The 15,572-nt window shown below is 73.3% G+C and carries 16 protein-coding genes; 6 read left to right on the plus strand and 10 right to left on the minus strand.

Annotated features, from left to right (window positions below; all coding sequences use genetic code 11):
• Nucleotides 1-16: 16 nt before the first annotated feature.
• Together JX575_RS14705 and JX575_RS14710 are read left to right on the plus strand one after the other, a co-directional pair.
• A complete protein-coding gene (locus JX575_RS14705; RefSeq protein ID WP_241005181.1) occupies nucleotides 17-913 on the plus strand; it encodes a carbohydrate kinase family protein in 897 nt (298 codons plus the stop codon).
• Complete coding sequence (locus tag JX575_RS14710; protein WP_186340573.1) at nucleotides 907-1,815, plus strand: pseudouridine-5'-phosphate glycosidase; 909 nt, start codon at nucleotides 907-909, stop codon at nucleotides 1,813-1,815. The genes JX575_RS14705 and JX575_RS14710 overlap by 7 nt, the downstream gene beginning before the upstream one ends.
• On the opposite strand, the gene JX575_RS14715 is transcribed toward JX575_RS14710, so the two are convergent.
• The gene (locus JX575_RS14715) at nucleotides 1,806-2,204 is read right to left on the minus strand and encodes a YccF domain-containing protein (protein WP_186340572.1); all 399 of its coding nucleotides are present in this window, start codon (nucleotides 2,202-2,204) and stop codon (nucleotides 1,806-1,808) included. The genes JX575_RS14710 and JX575_RS14715 overlap by 10 nt on opposite strands.
• Nucleotides 2,205-2,249: 45 nt before the next feature.
• Here JX575_RS14715 and JX575_RS14720 point away from each other — a divergent pair, with 45 nt between their 5' ends.
• The 3 genes from JX575_RS14720 to JX575_RS14730 all read left to right on the plus strand — a co-directional run bounded on the left by JX575_RS14720 (nucleotide 2,250) and on the right by JX575_RS14730 (nucleotide 4,096).
• A complete protein-coding gene (locus tag JX575_RS14720; protein ID WP_186340571.1) occupies nucleotides 2,250-2,666 on the plus strand; it encodes a VOC family protein in 417 nt (138 codons plus the stop codon).
• Nucleotides 2,663-3,241, plus strand: a complete 579-nt coding sequence (locus JX575_RS14725) for a GNAT family protein (RefSeq protein ID WP_241005182.1) — start codon at nucleotides 2,663-2,665, stop codon at nucleotides 3,239-3,241. The genes JX575_RS14720 and JX575_RS14725 overlap by 4 nt, the downstream gene beginning before the upstream one ends.
• A gap of 87 nt (nucleotides 3,242-3,328) precedes the next feature.
• Nucleotides 3,329-4,096, plus strand: a complete 768-nt coding sequence (locus JX575_RS14730; RefSeq protein WP_186340570.1) for an NIPSNAP family protein — start codon at nucleotides 3,329-3,331, stop codon at nucleotides 4,094-4,096.
• A 61-nt stretch (nucleotides 4,097-4,157) separates the two neighbouring features.
• On the opposite strand, the gene JX575_RS14735 is transcribed toward JX575_RS14730, so the two are convergent.
• The 9 genes from JX575_RS14735 to JX575_RS14775 form a co-directional block, all read right to left on the minus strand.
• Nucleotides 4,158-4,604 (minus strand): Rrf2 family transcriptional regulator, encoded by a 447-nt coding sequence (locus JX575_RS14735; RefSeq protein WP_186340569.1) that lies wholly within the window; start codon nucleotides 4,602-4,604, stop codon nucleotides 4,158-4,160.
• 53 nt (nucleotides 4,605-4,657) lie between these two features.
• The gene (locus tag JX575_RS14740; RefSeq protein WP_186340568.1) at nucleotides 4,658-5,527 is read right to left on the minus strand and encodes an alpha/beta fold hydrolase; all 870 of its coding nucleotides are present in this window, start codon (nucleotides 5,525-5,527) and stop codon (nucleotides 4,658-4,660) included.
• Between the two features lie 93 nt (nucleotides 5,528-5,620).
• A complete protein-coding gene (locus JX575_RS14745; RefSeq protein WP_186340567.1) occupies nucleotides 5,621-7,312 on the minus strand; it encodes a sugar phosphorylase in 1,692 nt (563 codons plus the stop codon).
• Nucleotides 7,309-8,670 carry a glycoside hydrolase family 36 protein gene (locus JX575_RS14750; protein WP_186340566.1) on the minus strand — a complete coding sequence of 454 codons (1,362 nt, stop codon included), beginning with the start codon at nucleotides 8,668-8,670 and terminating at the stop codon, nucleotides 7,309-7,311. Before JX575_RS14750 ends, JX575_RS14745 begins: the two co-directional genes overlap by 4 nt.
• On the minus strand, nucleotides 8,667-9,755 hold the full coding sequence (locus tag JX575_RS14755; protein WP_186340565.1) for a Gfo/Idh/MocA family oxidoreductase: 1,089 nt from the start codon (nucleotides 9,753-9,755) through the stop codon (nucleotides 8,667-8,669). The genes JX575_RS14750 and JX575_RS14755 overlap by 4 nt, the downstream gene beginning before the upstream one ends.
• On the minus strand, nucleotides 9,752-10,816 hold the full coding sequence (locus JX575_RS14760; protein ID WP_186340564.1) for a zinc-binding alcohol dehydrogenase: 1,065 nt from the start codon (nucleotides 10,814-10,816) through the stop codon (nucleotides 9,752-9,754). The genes JX575_RS14755 and JX575_RS14760 overlap by 4 nt, the downstream gene beginning before the upstream one ends.
• Before the next feature lie 7 nt (nucleotides 10,817-10,823).
• The gene (locus JX575_RS14765) at nucleotides 10,824-11,699 is read right to left on the minus strand and encodes a carbohydrate ABC transporter permease (RefSeq protein ID WP_186340563.1); all 876 of its coding nucleotides are present in this window, start codon (nucleotides 11,697-11,699) and stop codon (nucleotides 10,824-10,826) included.
• Nucleotides 11,696-12,709 carry a sugar ABC transporter permease gene (locus tag JX575_RS14770; RefSeq protein ID WP_186340562.1) on the minus strand — a complete coding sequence of 338 codons (1,014 nt, stop codon included), beginning with the start codon at nucleotides 12,707-12,709 and terminating at the stop codon, nucleotides 11,696-11,698. Before JX575_RS14770 ends, JX575_RS14765 begins: the two co-directional genes overlap by 4 nt.
• Nucleotides 12,710-12,711: 2 nt before the next feature.
• Nucleotides 12,712-14,106, minus strand: a complete 1,395-nt coding sequence (locus tag JX575_RS14775) for an extracellular solute-binding protein (protein ID WP_186340561.1) — start codon at nucleotides 14,104-14,106, stop codon at nucleotides 12,712-12,714.
• 155 nt (nucleotides 14,107-14,261) lie between these two features.
• Between JX575_RS14775 and JX575_RS14780 the strand changes: the two genes are divergently transcribed.
• The gene (locus tag JX575_RS14780) at nucleotides 14,262-15,416 is read left to right on the plus strand and encodes an ROK family transcriptional regulator (protein WP_241005183.1); all 1,155 of its coding nucleotides are present in this window, start codon (nucleotides 14,262-14,264) and stop codon (nucleotides 15,414-15,416) included.
• Nucleotides 15,417-15,572 lie beyond the last annotated feature (156 nt).

A 15,572-nucleotide genomic window follows, 5' to 3' on the forward strand; every position in this document is an offset into this window, starting at 1 on the left:
TGTCAGGATCTGCCCCGTGAGCCAGTGGGTGGTGGTCGTCGGCGGGACCAACATGGACGTCGTCGCGCGCACGTCCGCGCCGCTCGTCGCCGCGACCAGCAACCCCGGCCGGACCCGGATCTCCCCCGGCGGCGTCGGCCGCAACATCGCCGCCTGCCTGGGCCTGCTCGGCGCTCCGGTGCGGCTGGTGTCGGCGGTCGGCGACGACGCGTTCGGCGACGAGGCGCTGCGGGTGACCGCCGCCTGTGGCGCCGACGTGGGTGCCGTACGCCGGGTGCCGGGCGCGACCGGCACCTACACGGCCGTCCTCGACGACCGCGGCGAGCTCGTGGCCGCGGTCTCGGACATGGCGATCGTCGACGAGCTGGTGCTCGACACGGTCCACCTCACCGACGCCGCGCTCGTCGTGCTCGACGGCAACCTCGCCCACGCCCAGGCGGCCCGGGTCGTGGCCGCGGCGGCCGCGGCCGGCGTGCCCCTCGCGTTCGAGCCCGTCTCCGTGGCCAAGGCCGCGCGGCTGGCCGACCTGGTGCACGACCTGTTCCTCGTGACCCCCAACGCCGACGAGGTCGCCGCGCTGACCGGTCGCCCGGCCGCCGACTGGCGTGGGTCCGTCGCCGAGCTGCACGACCGCGGTGTCGAGCACGTGTGGCTGCGGCAGGGCTCGGCGGGCTCGTGGATGTGCAGTCGCGGCGCCGAGCCGGTCCACCTCGCGGCCACGCCGGCGACCGTGGTCGACGTGACCGGCGCGGGCGACGCGATGCTCGCCGCGTGGGTGGCGGCGTGGCTGCGCGGCGCCGATCCCGTCACCGCCGCCCGGCTCGGCCACCGTGCCGCCGCCGCCACCGTCGAGAGCCCGTCCACCGTCCGGCCGGACCTGGCCGACGCCCTGAGGGAGGAACCCCGATGCTGACCGTCACCGACGAGGTCCGCGACGCGCTCGCGTCCGGGCAGCCCGTCGTCGCGCTGGAGAGCACGATCATCAGCCACGGCATGCCCTACCCGCAGAACGTCGAGATGGCGCGGACCGTCGAGGGCATCGTCCGCGAGGGCGGGGCCGTGCCGGCGACGATCGCGGTGCTGCACGGCCGGCCGAGGATCGGCCTGTCCCCCGACGACCTCGAGCTGCTCGCCTCCGACGACTCGGTCGTCAAGGTCTCGCTGCGCGACCTGCCCTACGTCGTGTCGCGCGGCCTCCACGGCGCCACGACCGTCGCCTCCACGATGCGGCTCGCGGCCCTGGCCGGCATCAGCGTGTTCGTGACCGGCGGGCTCGGCGGCGTGCACCGCGGCGCCGAGACGTCGTACGACGTGTCGGCCGACCTGACCGAGCTGTCGACCACCTCGGTCGCCGTCGTCTGCGCCGGGGTGAAGAGCATCCTCGACATCGGGCTCACCCTGGAGAAGCTGGAGACCCTCGGCGTGCCGGTGCTGGGCTACGGCACGGACGAGTTCCCGTCGTTCTACTCGCGCTCGTCGGGCTTCGCCGCTCCGATGCGGGTCGACTCGCCCGCCGAGGTCGCGGACCTGGTGCGGGCCAAGTGGGACCTCGGCCTGGCCGGCGGTGTCGTCGTCGCCAACCCGATCCCGGCCGGGTCCGAGATCCCCTCCGACGAGATCGGCGCGATCATCGACCGCGCCCTGGCCGACATGGACTCGCTCGGCATCACCGGCAAGGACGCCACCCCCTACCTGCTGGGACGCATCGTCGAGATCAGCGACGGAGCCTCGCTGACGGCCAACATCGCCCTCGTCGAGCACAACGCGCGCCTGGGCGCGGAGATCGCGACGGCGTACGCCGCCCGTCAGGCGTAGGCGTCGAACTCGCCGCGCTGCGTGGGCACGATGTCCTTGCCGAGCGGTGCCAGCGAGATCGGGACCATCTTGAGGTCGGCGAGAGCGAGCGGGATGCCGACGATCGTCACCGCGAGCGCGACCGCCGACACGATGTGGGCGATGGCGAGCCACCAACCGGCCAGCACGAACCAGATCACGTTGCCCAGGAACGACCCGACGCCCGCCGAGGGCTTCGTGACGACGGTGCGGCCGAACGGCCACAGCGCGTAGACGGCGATGCGGAACGACGCGATCGCCCACGGGATCGTGATGATCGGGATGCAGAGCAGCACGCCGGCGACCAGGTAGCCGACGAACAGCCAGAAGCCGCCGAAGACCAGCCAGACCACGTTGAGGATGAGGCGCACCTCGTCATCAAAGCACGGCCGCCTCTGAGGTGCTTCAATCGCCAGATGGCCTCCCGACTGACCGAGATCTCCCTCGACTGCCACGACCCCGACCGGCTCGCCGACTTCTGGTGCGGCGTGCTCGGCTGGGACGTCCTCCACCGCGAGCCCGGCCTCGTGGAGATCGGCCCCGCGCGGGTCGAGGACCAGGCGCTGCTCGACGCCGTGCGCTCCGGACCGGTCTGCCCGACGATCTTCCTGGCGCAGGTGGAGGAGGACAAGGTGGTCAAGAACCGCTCGCACTTCGACGTCTCGCCGGTGGACGTCTCGCAGGAGGAGGAGGTCGAGCGCATCCTCGCCCTCGGCGCCACCCACGCCGACATCGGGCAGACGGGCGAGGAGTCGTGGACGGTGCTCGCCGACCCCGAGGGCAACGAGTTCTGCGTGCTGCGCAGCCTCGCGCCGGACCACTTCACGCTGTGACGCCTCTGGCCCTCGACCTCCCGGTCGAGACCGAGCGGCTGCTGCTGCGCCCCCACCGGATGGAGGACCTCGACGACCTTGCCGCGTTCCACTCCGACCCCGACGTCGTGCGCCACGTGCCGTGGCCGGTGCGCGACCGGGCCGCCACCGAGGAGACCCTGCGCGTCAAGCTCACCCAGACCGAGCTCCTCGCCCACGGCCAGTGGCTCGTCCTCGCCGTCGAGCTCCGCGAGACGGGGACCGTGATCGGCGAGGTGCTGCTCAAGTGGGCCTCGGACCGCCAGGGAGAGGTCGGCTTCGCGCTCCACGGCGACCACCAGGGTCGCGGCTACGCCGCCGAGGCCGCGACCGCGATGCTGCGCCTGGGCTTCGACGACCTCGGCTTCCACCGGATCACCGCGGTGGTGATCGACGGCAACGACGCCTCCGCCCGCCTGCTCGGGCGCCTCGGCTTCCGACAGGAGGCCCGATTCGTCGACGGTGTGCACTTCAAGGGCGAGTGGGCGACCCAGCTGGTGTTCGCGCTGCTCGCGGACGAGTGGCGGCGCGGCGCCGCCCCGCGCCCGCTCGCCTGAGGTCGCGCCTGGACCTACCCCTGGCGGGCCTTGCGCCGATGGCCACATCAGTGTGTAATCACTTTGGTTACGATCTAGCGAGGACACATGACCAAGCCACCGTCCAGCATGTCGGCCGCCGCCCTCGTCGAGCTCCGCCAGTACACGCTCAAGCCGGGAGCTCGTGGCGACCTGGTCGAGCTCTTCGAGCGGGAGCTCATCGAGCCCCAGGAGGCCGCCGGCATGCGCGTGGGCGGGGTCTTCCTCGACCGCGACGACGCCGAGCGCTTCGTGTGGTTCCGCGGCTTCACCGACATGGCGGCGCGGCGCCAGGCGTTGCAGGGCTTCTACCACGGGCCGACCTGGGCACGCTTCCGCTCCGCGGCGAACGACACCATGCTCGACAGCGACGACGTCCTGCTCCTCCGCCCGACGTCACCGGCGCACCCGTTGCGTGGCCCGGCTGCGCCGCGCTCGGCGCACCCGGGCTCGCCGCCGTCCGACGAGTGGGTGACCGTGTCGGTCTACGGGCACGACCCGGACCCCGAGCTCGCACGATGGCTGGCCACGGACGTCCACGCCGAGCTGGAGGAACGCTTGCAGGTCCCGGTTGCCACGTACCGGTCCGAGCCCGCGGAGAACGACTACCCGGCGCTGCCGGTGCGCGCCGACAACGTGTTCGTGTGGAGCGCGGTCTTCGCCGACGAGGCGGCCTGTCGCTACGCGAGGCAGCGGCTCGAACGGAGCGCCACCTGGCGCAACGACATCTCCCCGGCGCTCGAGCGCCGACTCTCGACGAGGCAGCACCTCCGGCTGCAGCCGACGGCACGCTCGCAGCACCCGGCCGCGTCGCCCCACGAGGCGAGGCCGTCCTGACCGTGCCTGCGGCGGAGCGCACACCGAGGCCCGAGCGTCGGCTCGCCCGTCCGGAGGAGGATCACGCCGGGAGCGGCCGCTCCCGCAGGATCCGGTCGAGCACCTCGGCGACCGTGTGCCCCTGCAGCACCTGCGCGACCGCCTCCTCGGCGTCTCGGTAGACGCGGTCGAGCACGTCAGGGATGCCGTGCCCGACGGGGCAGTCCGGCTTGGGCGGGTGGGGGTGCAGGGCGAAGACCGGGTCCTCGCCCAGCACCCGGTGCACCTCGCGCAGCGTGATCTCGCCGGCCGGTCGGGCCAGCTGCCAGCCGGCCCCGGGTCCGCGCCCCACCACCCTCAGGAGGCCCGCGTCCCGCAACGGCGCGAGCGTGCGCCTGATGAGGACCGGGTGCGACTGCAGGCTGTCGGCCACCTGCGCGGACGTCAGCGTCGCGGTGCCGCGTCGCGCCGACAGCTCGAGCCAGCACAGCGCATGGATCGCCGTGGTGAGTCGGCTGTTGCTGCTCACGTGCCCTCCCGGGATCGCGTCCTCGCTGGCACCACGTTATGTAACAACGTCGGTTACGGACCAGGGCTGGTGTCGGCGTCGCCGTCTGCCATGAACTCGCGGAGCGCCCGTGCGAAGCGGTCGGGGTCGTCGAGGTGCGGGAAGTGGCCGGCGCCCTCGAAGAGCTCCACCCGGCAGCCCGGCAGTGCGCGCTGGGCGCTCAGCGCGTGCCAGGCGGGGATCATCCGGTCGCGCGAGCCCCACACGATCAGGGTGGGCGGCGGTGTCACGGCACCCAGGTGGTCGTGGGCACTGATGCTCTGGCCGCCGATGTCGATGACGGCCCGGGTGGTCGCGAGGAAGGACCGGCGGCTCTCGCGGTCGCCGAGCGAGGTGAAGCCGCGCCAGATCGCACCGATGTCGGCCCCGGGCCTCCAGCCGACCTTCCGAGCTCCGCGGCCCAGCGCCTCGACCCGCTCCAGGACGGGTGCGGAGGCGATCACCCCGAGCACCTGCGCGGCGCCGGGGAGCGTGGCCGAGCGCAGCACGAGGTGGACCTCGCGACCGAGGCCGCCGCTCGCCACGAGCACGAGCCTGTCCACGCGCTCGGGGAACAGGTAGTAGAACTGCATCGCGATCCCGCCGCCGAGCGAGTGGCCCACGAGCGTGACCCGTTCGATGCCGAGATGGTCGAGCAGGTCGCGCAGCGTCGCGGCGTGCGAGCTGAGCGAGTAGTCGCCCGTCGGCTTGGCGGAGTCGCCGTGCCCGAAGAGGTCGGGCACCACCACACGGTGATCCTCGTCGACCGCGTCGACGAGGTGGGACCACTGGCGCTGCGAGCCCAGGATGCCGTGGATGAAGAGGACCGCGGGCCCCGAGCCACTGTCGACGTACGACAGCTCGTGTCCGTGGAGCACGACCGTCCGCGGAGCCAGGGGGGTCATCGTCGCTCCCGGGGTCGAGAGGGGGTGGGTTACCCCACGGTAACCCCTCGCGCGCGGGCAGCGGCGGGATCGGGCGAAGATCGTCCGTCGGGGTCAGCGGTCCGGCCGCACCCACGCGTGGCCCCACGGGCCCAGCTCCAGCGGCTCGAGGCGACGGCCGGTGAGCACGTCGGTGCCGACGACGTCGGTGAGGCGGACGACGTCGGCGCTGACGTTGGTGACGCAGAGGAGCTCGTCGGGGGTGCCCCGGCCACGACGGACCGCGAAGACGCGGTCGTCGGGCCGTTCGACGTGCTGGGTGCCGAACGGCGAGAAGGCGGGCTCGCTGCGGCGTACGTCGAGCAGCCGGCGGAGGCCGGTGAACACCGCGCGCCGCCGGGGGTCGTCGGCGAGCTCCGCCAGCAGCCGGTCCGCGTCGAGCACCGCCCGGTTGATCCGCCGGTTGATCCGGCTGGTGACCATCCCCTCGAGGTCGGGCGGGGAGCCGACGAGCGAGTGGAGGTAGATCGCCGGGACACCGAGGAACGCGAGCAGGATGCTGTGCGCGGCCAGCGACTTCCCGGCGAGCACGGACGGGTCGCGCGCCTCCTCGACGGTGCAGAGCGCGTCGAGATAGCTGAGGTTGAGCTCGTAGACGCTCCGTGAGCCGTCGGGCCGCTCCACCCACGAGACCCGGCCGCCGTGGGCGTGGGTCCGGTCGACCAGCGCCCTGCGCTCGGCCTGGTCGAGGATCCCCTCCGTGGCACGCATCCCGATCCCGTCGTGGCTGGCCAGGAAGTTGAACCAGGTGGCCGTGTCGCTGACCGGTCCGATCCCGGCGGCCCAGTCGCTGAGCCGCGACGTCGACCCGGCCACGAAGGAGTGCAGCACCAGCGGCGGGAGGGCGAACTGGTAGACGAGGTGGGCCTCGTCGTGACCGTCGCCGAAGTAGGAGACGTTCTCGGCGTGCGGCACGTTGGTCTCGGTCAGCAGCCGCGCGCCGGGCGCGACGTGGTCGACCAGCGCCCGCCACAGCTTGATCACCGCGTGTGTCTGCGGGAGGTGGAGGCAGCTGGTGCCGGACTCCTTCCAGAGGAAGCCGATCGCGTCGAGCCGGATGGCGCACGCGCCGCGCGCGAGGTAGCCGAGCAGCACGTCGGCCAGCTCCTCCAGGGCTCGCGGCTCCCGGACGTCCACGTCGACCTGGTCCTCACCGAACGTGGTCCAGGCCCGCGCCTCGGTGCCGTCGGGCCGCGCGAAGGCGTGGAACAGGGGCGTCGTCCGCGGTCGCGTCACGCGGGAGGTGTCGAAGTCGGGATCCTCCTCGAGGTAGAACCCGCGGCGGGCCGGGTCGCCCGCCAGCCAGCCGAGGAACCACGGACTGCGGCTGGAGGTGTGGTTGGCGACGAAGTCGAGCATCAGCCCGTGCTCGGCGGACAGGTCGGTGACGTCCTGCCAGTCGCCCAGCGCCGGGTTGACCGCTCGGTGGTCGACGACCGCGAAGCCGTCGTCGGACGTCCACGGGAAGATCGGCAGCAGGTGGACGTCGCTGACCACGTCGCCGACCGCGTCGTGCAGGAACCGGCCGAGCGTGTGCAGCGGCGCCTCCCCGCGCCTGCGGATCCCGTCGCCGTAGGTGATCAGGTAGGTCGTCCGATGGGTCAGCGGCGCGATCTCGCGCCCGGCGAGGAGCTCGGCGTACCGCTGCGCCAGGGCGACCAGGCGGGCGCCGATCTCGTCGGAGCGACCGGGGTAGAGCAGCGCCAGGTGCGGCGAGATCCTGGCCGCGAGGCCGTCGGCGCTCACCTCGTCACCTCGCGCTGCGCCACCTCGGCGCCGGACCGGATGCGCTCGAGCGGGAACGGGGTGCCCGCGTCGACGGTGTCGGCCAGCAGCCGCCGCACGATCGCCAGGCCCGAGCCGTCGAGCTCGGCGACCCGGTCGGAGAACGAGCGGAGGCCGCCGTACTCGCGGGCGAGCGCCGCCCACCGCTCGCGGTGCGCGTACGTCGGGCGCGCGACCACGCAGTCGGGGTCGTTGACCCACAGCCGGCCGTGCTGCCACGCCCGCGCGGCCATCGGCATGAGCCCGCGCAGGCCGGTCGAGCCGTCCTCGCCGCCCTCGTGGAAGGTGTCCGGGGAGACTCGCATGGCGTCGACCAGGCCGACGCTCGGCAGCAGGGGTGCGCCGCAGCCGACCAGGTAGACGTGCGGGCCGACCGCGTCCCGCACCAGCTCCAGCCCCCTCCGGTAGGCCGTGACGCCGTCGACGTCGTCGTGGCGCCGGCCGGGCACCGCGCCGCCGTAGAGGAAGTCGAGCTTGAGGTAGTCGATGCCGAGGGCGGTCAGTCGTCCGAGCGCGTCGACCAGCAGCTCCTGCACGCCGGGGTGGGTGAGGTCGAGGCCGGCCAGCGCCTGGCCCCAGTTGCGTCCGGCCGGGCCGACCAGCCAGTCGGCGTGGTCGCGGGCGAGGGTGGTCTCGACCCCCACCAGGAAGGGGGCCGCCCAGAGACCGGCGCGGCGGCCGGTCGAGCGGATCTCCTCGACGAGCCCGACCAGCGACCCGAACCGCGCGGACGGGAGCAGGCCCTCCCCCAGCCCGGCGCTCCACCCGTCGTCGACCTGGACCACGTCGACCGGCAGGTCGTGGGACTCGATCGCGTGGAGGTTGTCGCGGACGTCGTCGGCGGTGACCTCCTCGAAGTAGCGGTACCAGGAGCACCACACCGTCGGCGGCGCGCCGCTCGGGAGGGGGCCGCGGGCGGCGGCGAGCTCGTCGCCGTACGCCGCCAGGGCGGCCTCACCGCCGTCGACGTGCTCGGTCGTGGCGACGTCGCCGGTGGCGCGGACGACGACCCGGTCGTGCTCGAGGACGGCGTGGACGGTCGGCACGTCGTGGCGGCCCGCAGCGGCGCGGTAGCAGTGGGCCGGATCGCCGGTCCCGGGGTCGACGACCAGCAGGCCCTCGCCCTGGAACGCCTCGCGGTGGACCGGGGTGCCGGGGCGGAAGCGCATCAGGTGCTGCCAGTGGTGCTCGGGACGCCGGGGGCTCGCGGTCACCGGGGACCACGTCGCGGGGCTCCAGCTCTGCCAGCCCTCGGCGTAGACGCGGCCGCGGACCGGGTCGACCGCGAGCTCGCCGACGACCTCGCCGCCCCGCGTCACGGCGCCACCAGGGGGTACGACGGCGCGACCGGGACGCCGCCGCGCTCGGCGGACTCGCGGGCGGCGAGCACCAGCGCCACGGACCGGGAGGCGTCGGCCGCGCTGTTCTCCGGCTGGCGGCCCTCGGCCACGGCGCACATCAGCTCGCCCATCGCGGCCGCGAACCCGTCCACGAACCACGCACCCTGCAGCGGGATCGGACGGCGCGACGAGCCGTCGTCGTGCTCGAGCCGGTCGGAGTCGAGCAGGACGCTGCCGCGCAGGGTGCCGGTCGTGCCGTGCACCCAGAACGGGCACCCGGGCTCGGCCGAGACGGCGTTCCCCGCGATCCGCACGACGGCGGAGGCGCCCGACTGGGCGGCCAGGGACAGCGTCGCCGACCACGGGTTGAGCGCGTCGGCGGGCTGCCCGGGGACCCGCGAGTCCACCGCCTGCACCGAGACCACCTCGCCGGCGCCACCGTCGCGGAGCCAGGTGCGGGTGATGTCCACCCAGTGCAGGAGGTAGTCGGTGAGCAGCATGTGCGGCACGTCGTCGAAGGGCGTCCCCGCCAGTGGGGGAAGCGGCTTGTCGTGCAGGTGGGTGACCCCGACCAGGTCGCCGACCGCACCCGCGCGCAGCAGCAGCGTGGCCGCGCGCCACGGCGGCGCCCAGCGCCCGTTGTGGTTGACCGCGACCCGGACACCGGCCGCGTCGGCGGCAGCGAGCAGGCCCGGCAGGGCGCGCAGGTCGTCGCCGGACAGCGTCAGCGGCTTCTGCGCGAGCACGTGCTTGCCGGCGGCGATCGCGGCCGCGATCCACTCCAGCCGGCCCTCCGGGCCGGTCGCGATGTCGACGAACCGCACGGCGGGGTCGGCGAGCAGGTCGTCGGCCGTGTCGTAGACACGGCCGACGAACGGGAACCGCTCGCGCACGGTCCGCGTGGTGCCGGGGCTGCGGCTCCACACGCCGGCCACCCCCACGCCGTACTGCTCGTAGGCGGGCAGGTGGGCGGACTGCGCGATGGTGCCGCAGCCGAGGATCGCCACGCCGCCCCGATCGGCGGGGAACCGGGGTCCGGTCTCGCCCACGGCCGGCGCGCTCATGGGTCGTCCGGGGCGGCCGGGAAGCGCAGCACCGCCTGGAGGATGTCGGGGTCACCTCGGTCGAGGCGCGCGAAGATCGTGGCCACGTCGGCGGCGTCGACCACGTCGGTCACCAGCGACCGTACGTCGACCCGTCCCTGCCGGACCTGGTCCATGAACGTCCGCACCAGTCGCGGCTGGTCCCACCGCGACCGCAGCTCCCCCGGCACGCCGGAGATCTGGCTCGCCACGATCCGCACCCGGTTGTGGTGGAACTCCTCGCCGAGCCGCAGGTGGGCCGCGCCGCCCTGGTAGAAGCCGGCGGCCACGACGGTGCCGTCGACGACCACCGACCGCACCGCCTCGTGCAGCGCCCGGTCGCTGCCGCTGAGCTCGATCGCGGCGTCGACGCCGCCCCCCGACCACTCGCGGACCACCGCCCCGGCGCCACCGGGTGCGTCGGCCGCCACCACGGCCCCGGCGCCCATGGCGCGGGCCGCGTCGAGCCGCCGGTCGAGGGCGTCGACGGCGACCACCTGCGCGCCACTGAGGACGGCGACCCGGGTCGCCAGCAGCCCGATGACGCCCTGGCCGAAGACCGCGACGCGGTCGCCGAGGCGTACGTCGGCGGCGAGGACGGCGTTGAGCGCGATCGCCCCGACCCGCGCGAACGTGCCCGACACGGCGTCTCCACCCCGCCACACCCGGTCGCGCACGGCCGCGGCGGGGACGACCGCCTCGCTGCGGTGGCCCCAGATGCCGTGGACCACGTCGCCGACGACCGGGCCGGCCATGCCCTCGGGCACGTCGTCGGCCACCTCGACGACCTCGCCCACCTCGGAGTAGCCCCAGCCCACGACCGGGTAGGCGAAGGTCGGCTGCCCCTCCACGAACAGTCGGCGCTCGGCGTCCCATGTGCGCGAGAGGTAGGGGTTGGACCCCCGGTAGGCCGTCAGCTCGGTGCCGGCCGAGATCCCGGAGTACCAGGTGCGCACCCGCACCGACCCGGGCACGAGCGGCGCAGCGTCACACGGAACCAGCGCGACGTTCCCCGGCGCGGTGAACGAGACGACCTCGGGCACCCCCGGCTCAGCCCTTCTCCGCGCCCGCGGTCAGCCCGCCCGCCAGCCACCGCTCGCTGAGGAAGAACATGACGACGATCGGGAGGGTCAGGATGACCGAGCCCGCCATCAGCACGGTGGTCGGCACCTCGATGCTCCCGGCCAGCTGGGACAGCCCGAGGGAGACGGTCCAGTTATCCCGGCGCTCGACGAGGAAGAGCAGGGCGAAGAGGAACTCGTTCCACGCGATCATGAAGACGAACAGCGCGTTGGACGCGATCGCCGGCAGCGCGAGCGGCAGGCTCACGTGCCGCATCGCCTGCAGGCGCGTGCACCCGTCGATGGCGGCCGCCTCCTCGAGGCTGGCCGGGATGGTGTCGAAGTAGTTGCGCAGCATGTAGATCGACACCGCCGCCACCTGGGCGACGTAGACGACGAGCAGTCCGGTGAGGGTGCCGCGCTGCCCGATGCGGGTGAAGAACACGAACAGCGGGATGGCGAGCAGGATCGCGGGGAAGAAGTAGACCGCGAGGAAGACCGCGCTGATCTGGCGCCGGCCGAAGAAGTCGAGCCGACTCACCGCGTACGCACCGGGGATGGCCACGAGCAGGCTCAGCACGACGGTGCCGACGGCGACGAGGGCGCTGTTCTTGATGAAGGTCAGGAAGCCCTGCCCCCCGTCCTCGGTCGAGGCGAGCACGTCGCGGTAGGTGCCGAGGTCGATCTCGCCCGAGGCCGGCCACAGCGCGCCGGGGTCCTGGAGCAGGCTCTCGAGCGGACGGAACGACAGGAGCACCATGTAGTAGAAGGGGAAGAGCGTGATCAGGAGGAGGAACGCGATCGTGAGCGGCCGGAGCACGCCCCACAGCCTGCGCTCGACCGCGTCGCGGCCGGTCGTGCTCATGCCACCTCCTCCGAACGGCCGAAGAGCCTGAGGTAGGCGGTCACCAGCACCGCCAGGATCGCGGCCAGCACCAGCGCCTGGGCCGCCGCGGCACCGATGTCGCCGCGGTTGATCAGGTAGTCGTAGACGCGCACCGCGACCACCTGGGTGCCGGCTCCGCCACCGGTGAGCAGGTAGATGTCGTCGAAGTTGTTGAACGTCCAGATGAAGCGCAGCACCGTGAGCACGGCGATGGTCGGGAGCAGCTGCGGCAGCACGACGTGGCGGAACCGCTGGCTCGGGCTCGCGCCGTCCATCATCGCCGCCTCGTCGAGGGTGTCGGGGATGGCCTGGAGCCGCGCGGTGAGGAAGAGGAAGGCGAACGGGAAGGAGCGCCACGCCTCGAACAGCACCACGCTGAGCATCGCCTGGCTGACCGGGAGCTCCGCGCCGAACAGCGAGATGGGCTCGCCCGAGCTGAGGAACGCGATCGGCTCGTCCCAGCCCAGCAGGGTGGTGCCGTAGTGGTTGGCCACGCCGAACTGCGGGTTGAGCATCGTGGCCCACACGAAGGTCGCGGCCACCACGGGCGCGACGTAGGGCAGCAGCATGCAGGCCCGCGCGAGCCCGCGCCCCCGGAACGGCCGGCGCAGCGCGAGCGCCGCGACCAGCCCGAGCGCGATGGCGCAGACCGTGCCGCCCACCGAGTAGACGAGGGTGTTGACCAGCGCGTCGAGGAAGCCCGGGGAGGTCAGGACGTTGCGGAAGTTCTCGAGGCTGTAGTCGCCGACCACACCGGTGGTGCTGAGGTTGAGCAGCCGCACCCGCTGGAACGCCAGGGAGATCGTCCAGAGGATCGGCAGCACCACCATCGTCGCGACGATGACGACCGTGGGGGTGATCAGCAGGTAGCCGGTGCGCCGGTCGTCCCGCGCGCGGACCGAGCGCACCCGCCGGTTGCGCCGGCCGGTCGGGGTGCTCCCGTCCGGGTCCGGCGCTGCGACCGTCGCCGGGGCGGCCGGCCCGCTCATCGTCACAGCGAGTCCTGCACCGCTCGGATCGCGTCGGCCGCCTGCTTCGCGGCCTCGTCGGGAGACGTGCCGTTGGCCGCCTCGTTGACGGCGTTGGCCACCGGCTGCTCGCCCTGGATGGCGCCGAGCAGGTCGCCCTGTCCCTGCGGGATCGCCCAGCGCTGGAGGGTGTCGGTGCCGGACGTCAGCGCCTCGAGGACGTCGGGGCCGTAGAAGTCCGAGAGCGGGGCCTTCGTGTCGACGCCGACCTTCATCTTCGCCCAGGCGTCGGCGTAGTCGGTGGCGCCGGCGCTGTCACCGGAGCGGACCGGGATCTTGCCCTCGGGGGCGATCGCGATCCAGGGCTCGTAGCCGTCGGTCATCATGTACTCGACGAACTGCGTGGCCGAGTCGGCCGAGTCGGGCGTGATCGTCCACGACGTGACCTCGCCGTACGTCTTCGGCTCCGAGCCCGACGGCCCCTGGATCGCGGTCACCACGCCGCTGTTCTCGGCCAGGAAGGCCTTGTCGCCCGTGCACTCCTCGCAGGTGGGCAGTGCGTCGTCGCGCAGGCCGGCCAGCTCGTCGAGGATGAAGCTCGACCAGATCAGCATGGCCGCCTGCCCCGCGAAGTAGGAGGCACGCGTGGTGTCGACGTCCTGGGCGCCGTTGACCGAGTAGTCCTGCTGCAGGGTGTTGTAGAACTCCAGCGCCTCGACGCACTCGTCGCTGTCGAGGGTGACCTCGCCGGCGTCGTCGACCATCTCGCAGTCATTGCCGAGACCGATCTCCTCGAAGGTCTGCGCGGTGAAGGCGTCACCGGCGACGTTGGCGCCCACGAAGCCCGCCACGTCGCTGCTGTCGAGCTCCTCCGCTGCGGCCAGCACGTCGTCGTACGTCTCCGGCGCAGCCAGTCCGGCCTTGTCGAAGAGGTCCTTGCGGTAGACGAGCAGCTGCACCCACGACTCGCTGGGCACCGCGAGCTGCGAGTCGCCGTCGGCCGTCAGCTCGAGGGCGCTCTCGCTGAAGGTGGCGGCGTCGAGGTTGTCGATCACCTCGCCGACCGCGGCGGTGTCGACGAGCTCGTTGGCCGACAGGGTGCGCACCTGCCCCAGCGGGAGGGCGCCGATGACGTCGGGCAGGTCGCCCGCGGCGGCGTTGGAGGTGAGCACCTGGTTGAACTGGTCCTCGGCGACGGCGACCAGCTCGACGTCGACGCCGCTGTCGGCGGCGAAGTCGTCGACGACCGCCTGGGTGGCGGCCACCCGGTCGGGGAGGTCCTCGACGATCCAGACGGTGAGGGCGTCGGCGTCCCCGCCGCCGTCCCCGTCGTCACCGCCGCAGGCCGCCAGCGAGGCGACCAGCGTCGTGGCGAGCACGGCGGCTGCCCGAGATCGGGACCGGCGGAACGTGGACATGGAGCCTCCCGATGTGAGCACGCGCACTTTTGCTCACACAATCGACCTATCATGTCTAGGTGTCAAGCAATTACTGCTGAGCGCTTGCGCATGTGGGATCATGGCCGACGCAACTGCGGCGCTCGCAGACAGTCGCAGGAGGAGGAGACCCGCCCGTGCCCACCGGACCCGGCGACATCCTCGACCTGATCCGGCACGGCCACGCCTCCACCCGAGGCGACGTCCTGGAGGCCACGGGCCTCTCGCGGATGACGGTCGCGCAGCGCGTGGACGCGCTGCTCGCCGCCGGCATGATCGTCGAGGGCACCACCACCGAGTCGACCGGCGGCCGGCACCGCCGCCGGCTCGCGTTCAACACCGACCAGGCCAAGGTGCTGGCCGCGGCGGTGGACACCACCCACACCCGCATCGCCGTCACCGACCTGGGCGGCACGGTGATCGGCGACGCCCACCTCGACGTGGCCGTCGACGCGGGCCCCTCCTCCGTCCTCGACCTCATCGCCGCCCGCGCCGGCGAGCTCCTCGGCGACCTCGGCGTCGACGCGACCGAGCTCTGCGGGCTCGGCCTGAGCCTGCCGGGGCCCATCGACCCGCGCTCGAGTCGTCCCAGCGAGCCGCCGATCATGCCCGGCTGGGACGCCTACCCGGTGGGCGAGCACCTGCAGGCGGGGATCCACGGCGTCCCCGTGCACGTGGCCAACGACGCCGACGCCGCTGCGCTGGGCGAGCTGGCCGCCGGCCACGGCGACGCGCGGGCGCTGTGCCTGGTCAAGGTGTCCACCGGAGTCGGCACCGGGATCGTGATCGGCGGCCGGCTCTACACCGGCTCCGACGGGGGCGCCGGCGACATCGGCCACATCCGGGTCTCCCCGGCGTCCGACGCCCGCTGCCAGTGCGGGATGCAGGGCTGCCTGGCCGCGGTCGCCAGCGGGCGCGCCGTCGCGCGCCAGCTCCGCGAGCTGGGGGTCGAGGCGGCGTCCGGCCGCGAGGTGGGCGAGCTGCTGCGCGTCGGCAACCCCGACGCGGCCCGCCTCACCCAGGAGGCCGGCCGGCGCATCGGCGAGGTGATGGCCAGCCTGGTCTGCGTCGTCAACCCCGATGTCGTCCTCGTCGGCGGCGACCTGTCCTCTACCGCCCTGCTCGCCGGGATCCGCGAGACCCTCTACGCCATGGCGCTCCCCCGCGCCACCCGCCACATGCGGCTCCAGCGCGGCAGCCTCGGCGAGGACGCGGCGGTGGTCGGCATGACCCGGCTCGTGGTGGACCACGAGTTCTCACCGGGCGCCGTCAACCAGAAGCTCCGCCGCTGAGCCTCCGGCCCGCGCCCGGCCCCGCGCCCCTGACCTGCGGAAACGCCGTCCGCGCGACCGTTGGAACGTCGTCGGCGACAGATGCGGCTGCGACGAGACATACCGCGATCGGGATATCGACCCGGCCTCGGGGGCGGCCTTAGAGTCAATGAGGCG

It is taken from the genome of Nocardioides sp. zg-1228, assembly GCF_017086465.1.
Classification (GTDB): domain Bacteria; phylum Actinomycetota; class Actinomycetes; order Propionibacteriales; family Nocardioidaceae; genus Nocardioides.

What these genes read in the sequence shown, in the direction of transcription:
- JX575_RS14755 (WP_186340565.1), bottom strand. Translation starts at nt 9,755, where the DNA reads ATGAGCGCGCCGGCCGTGGGCGAGACCGGACCCCGGTTCCCCGCCGAT.
- JX575_RS14765 (WP_186340563.1), bottom strand. Translation starts at nt 11,699, where the DNA reads ATGAGCACGACCGGCCGCGACGCGGTCGAGCGCAGGCTGTGGGGCGTG.
- JX575_RS14730 (WP_186340570.1), top strand. Translation starts at nt 3,329, where the DNA reads ATGACCAAGCCACCGTCCAGCATGTCGGCCGCCGCCCTCGTCGAGCTC.
- JX575_RS14770 (WP_186340562.1), bottom strand. Translation starts at nt 12,709, where the DNA reads ATGAGCGGGCCGGCCGCCCCGGCGACGGTCGCAGCGCCGGACCCGGAC.
- JX575_RS14775 (WP_186340561.1), bottom strand. Translation starts at nt 14,106, where the DNA reads ATGTCCACGTTCCGCCGGTCCCGATCTCGGGCAGCCGCCGTGCTCGCC.
- JX575_RS14740 (WP_186340568.1), bottom strand. Translation starts at nt 5,527, where the DNA reads ATGACCCCCCTGGCTCCGCGGACGGTCGTGCTCCACGGACACGAGCTG.
- JX575_RS14720 (WP_186340571.1), top strand. Translation starts at nt 2,250, where the DNA reads ATGGCCTCCCGACTGACCGAGATCTCCCTCGACTGCCACGACCCCGAC.
- JX575_RS14710 (WP_186340573.1), top strand. Translation starts at nt 907, where the DNA reads ATGCTGACCGTCACCGACGAGGTCCGCGACGCGCTCGCGTCCGGGCAG.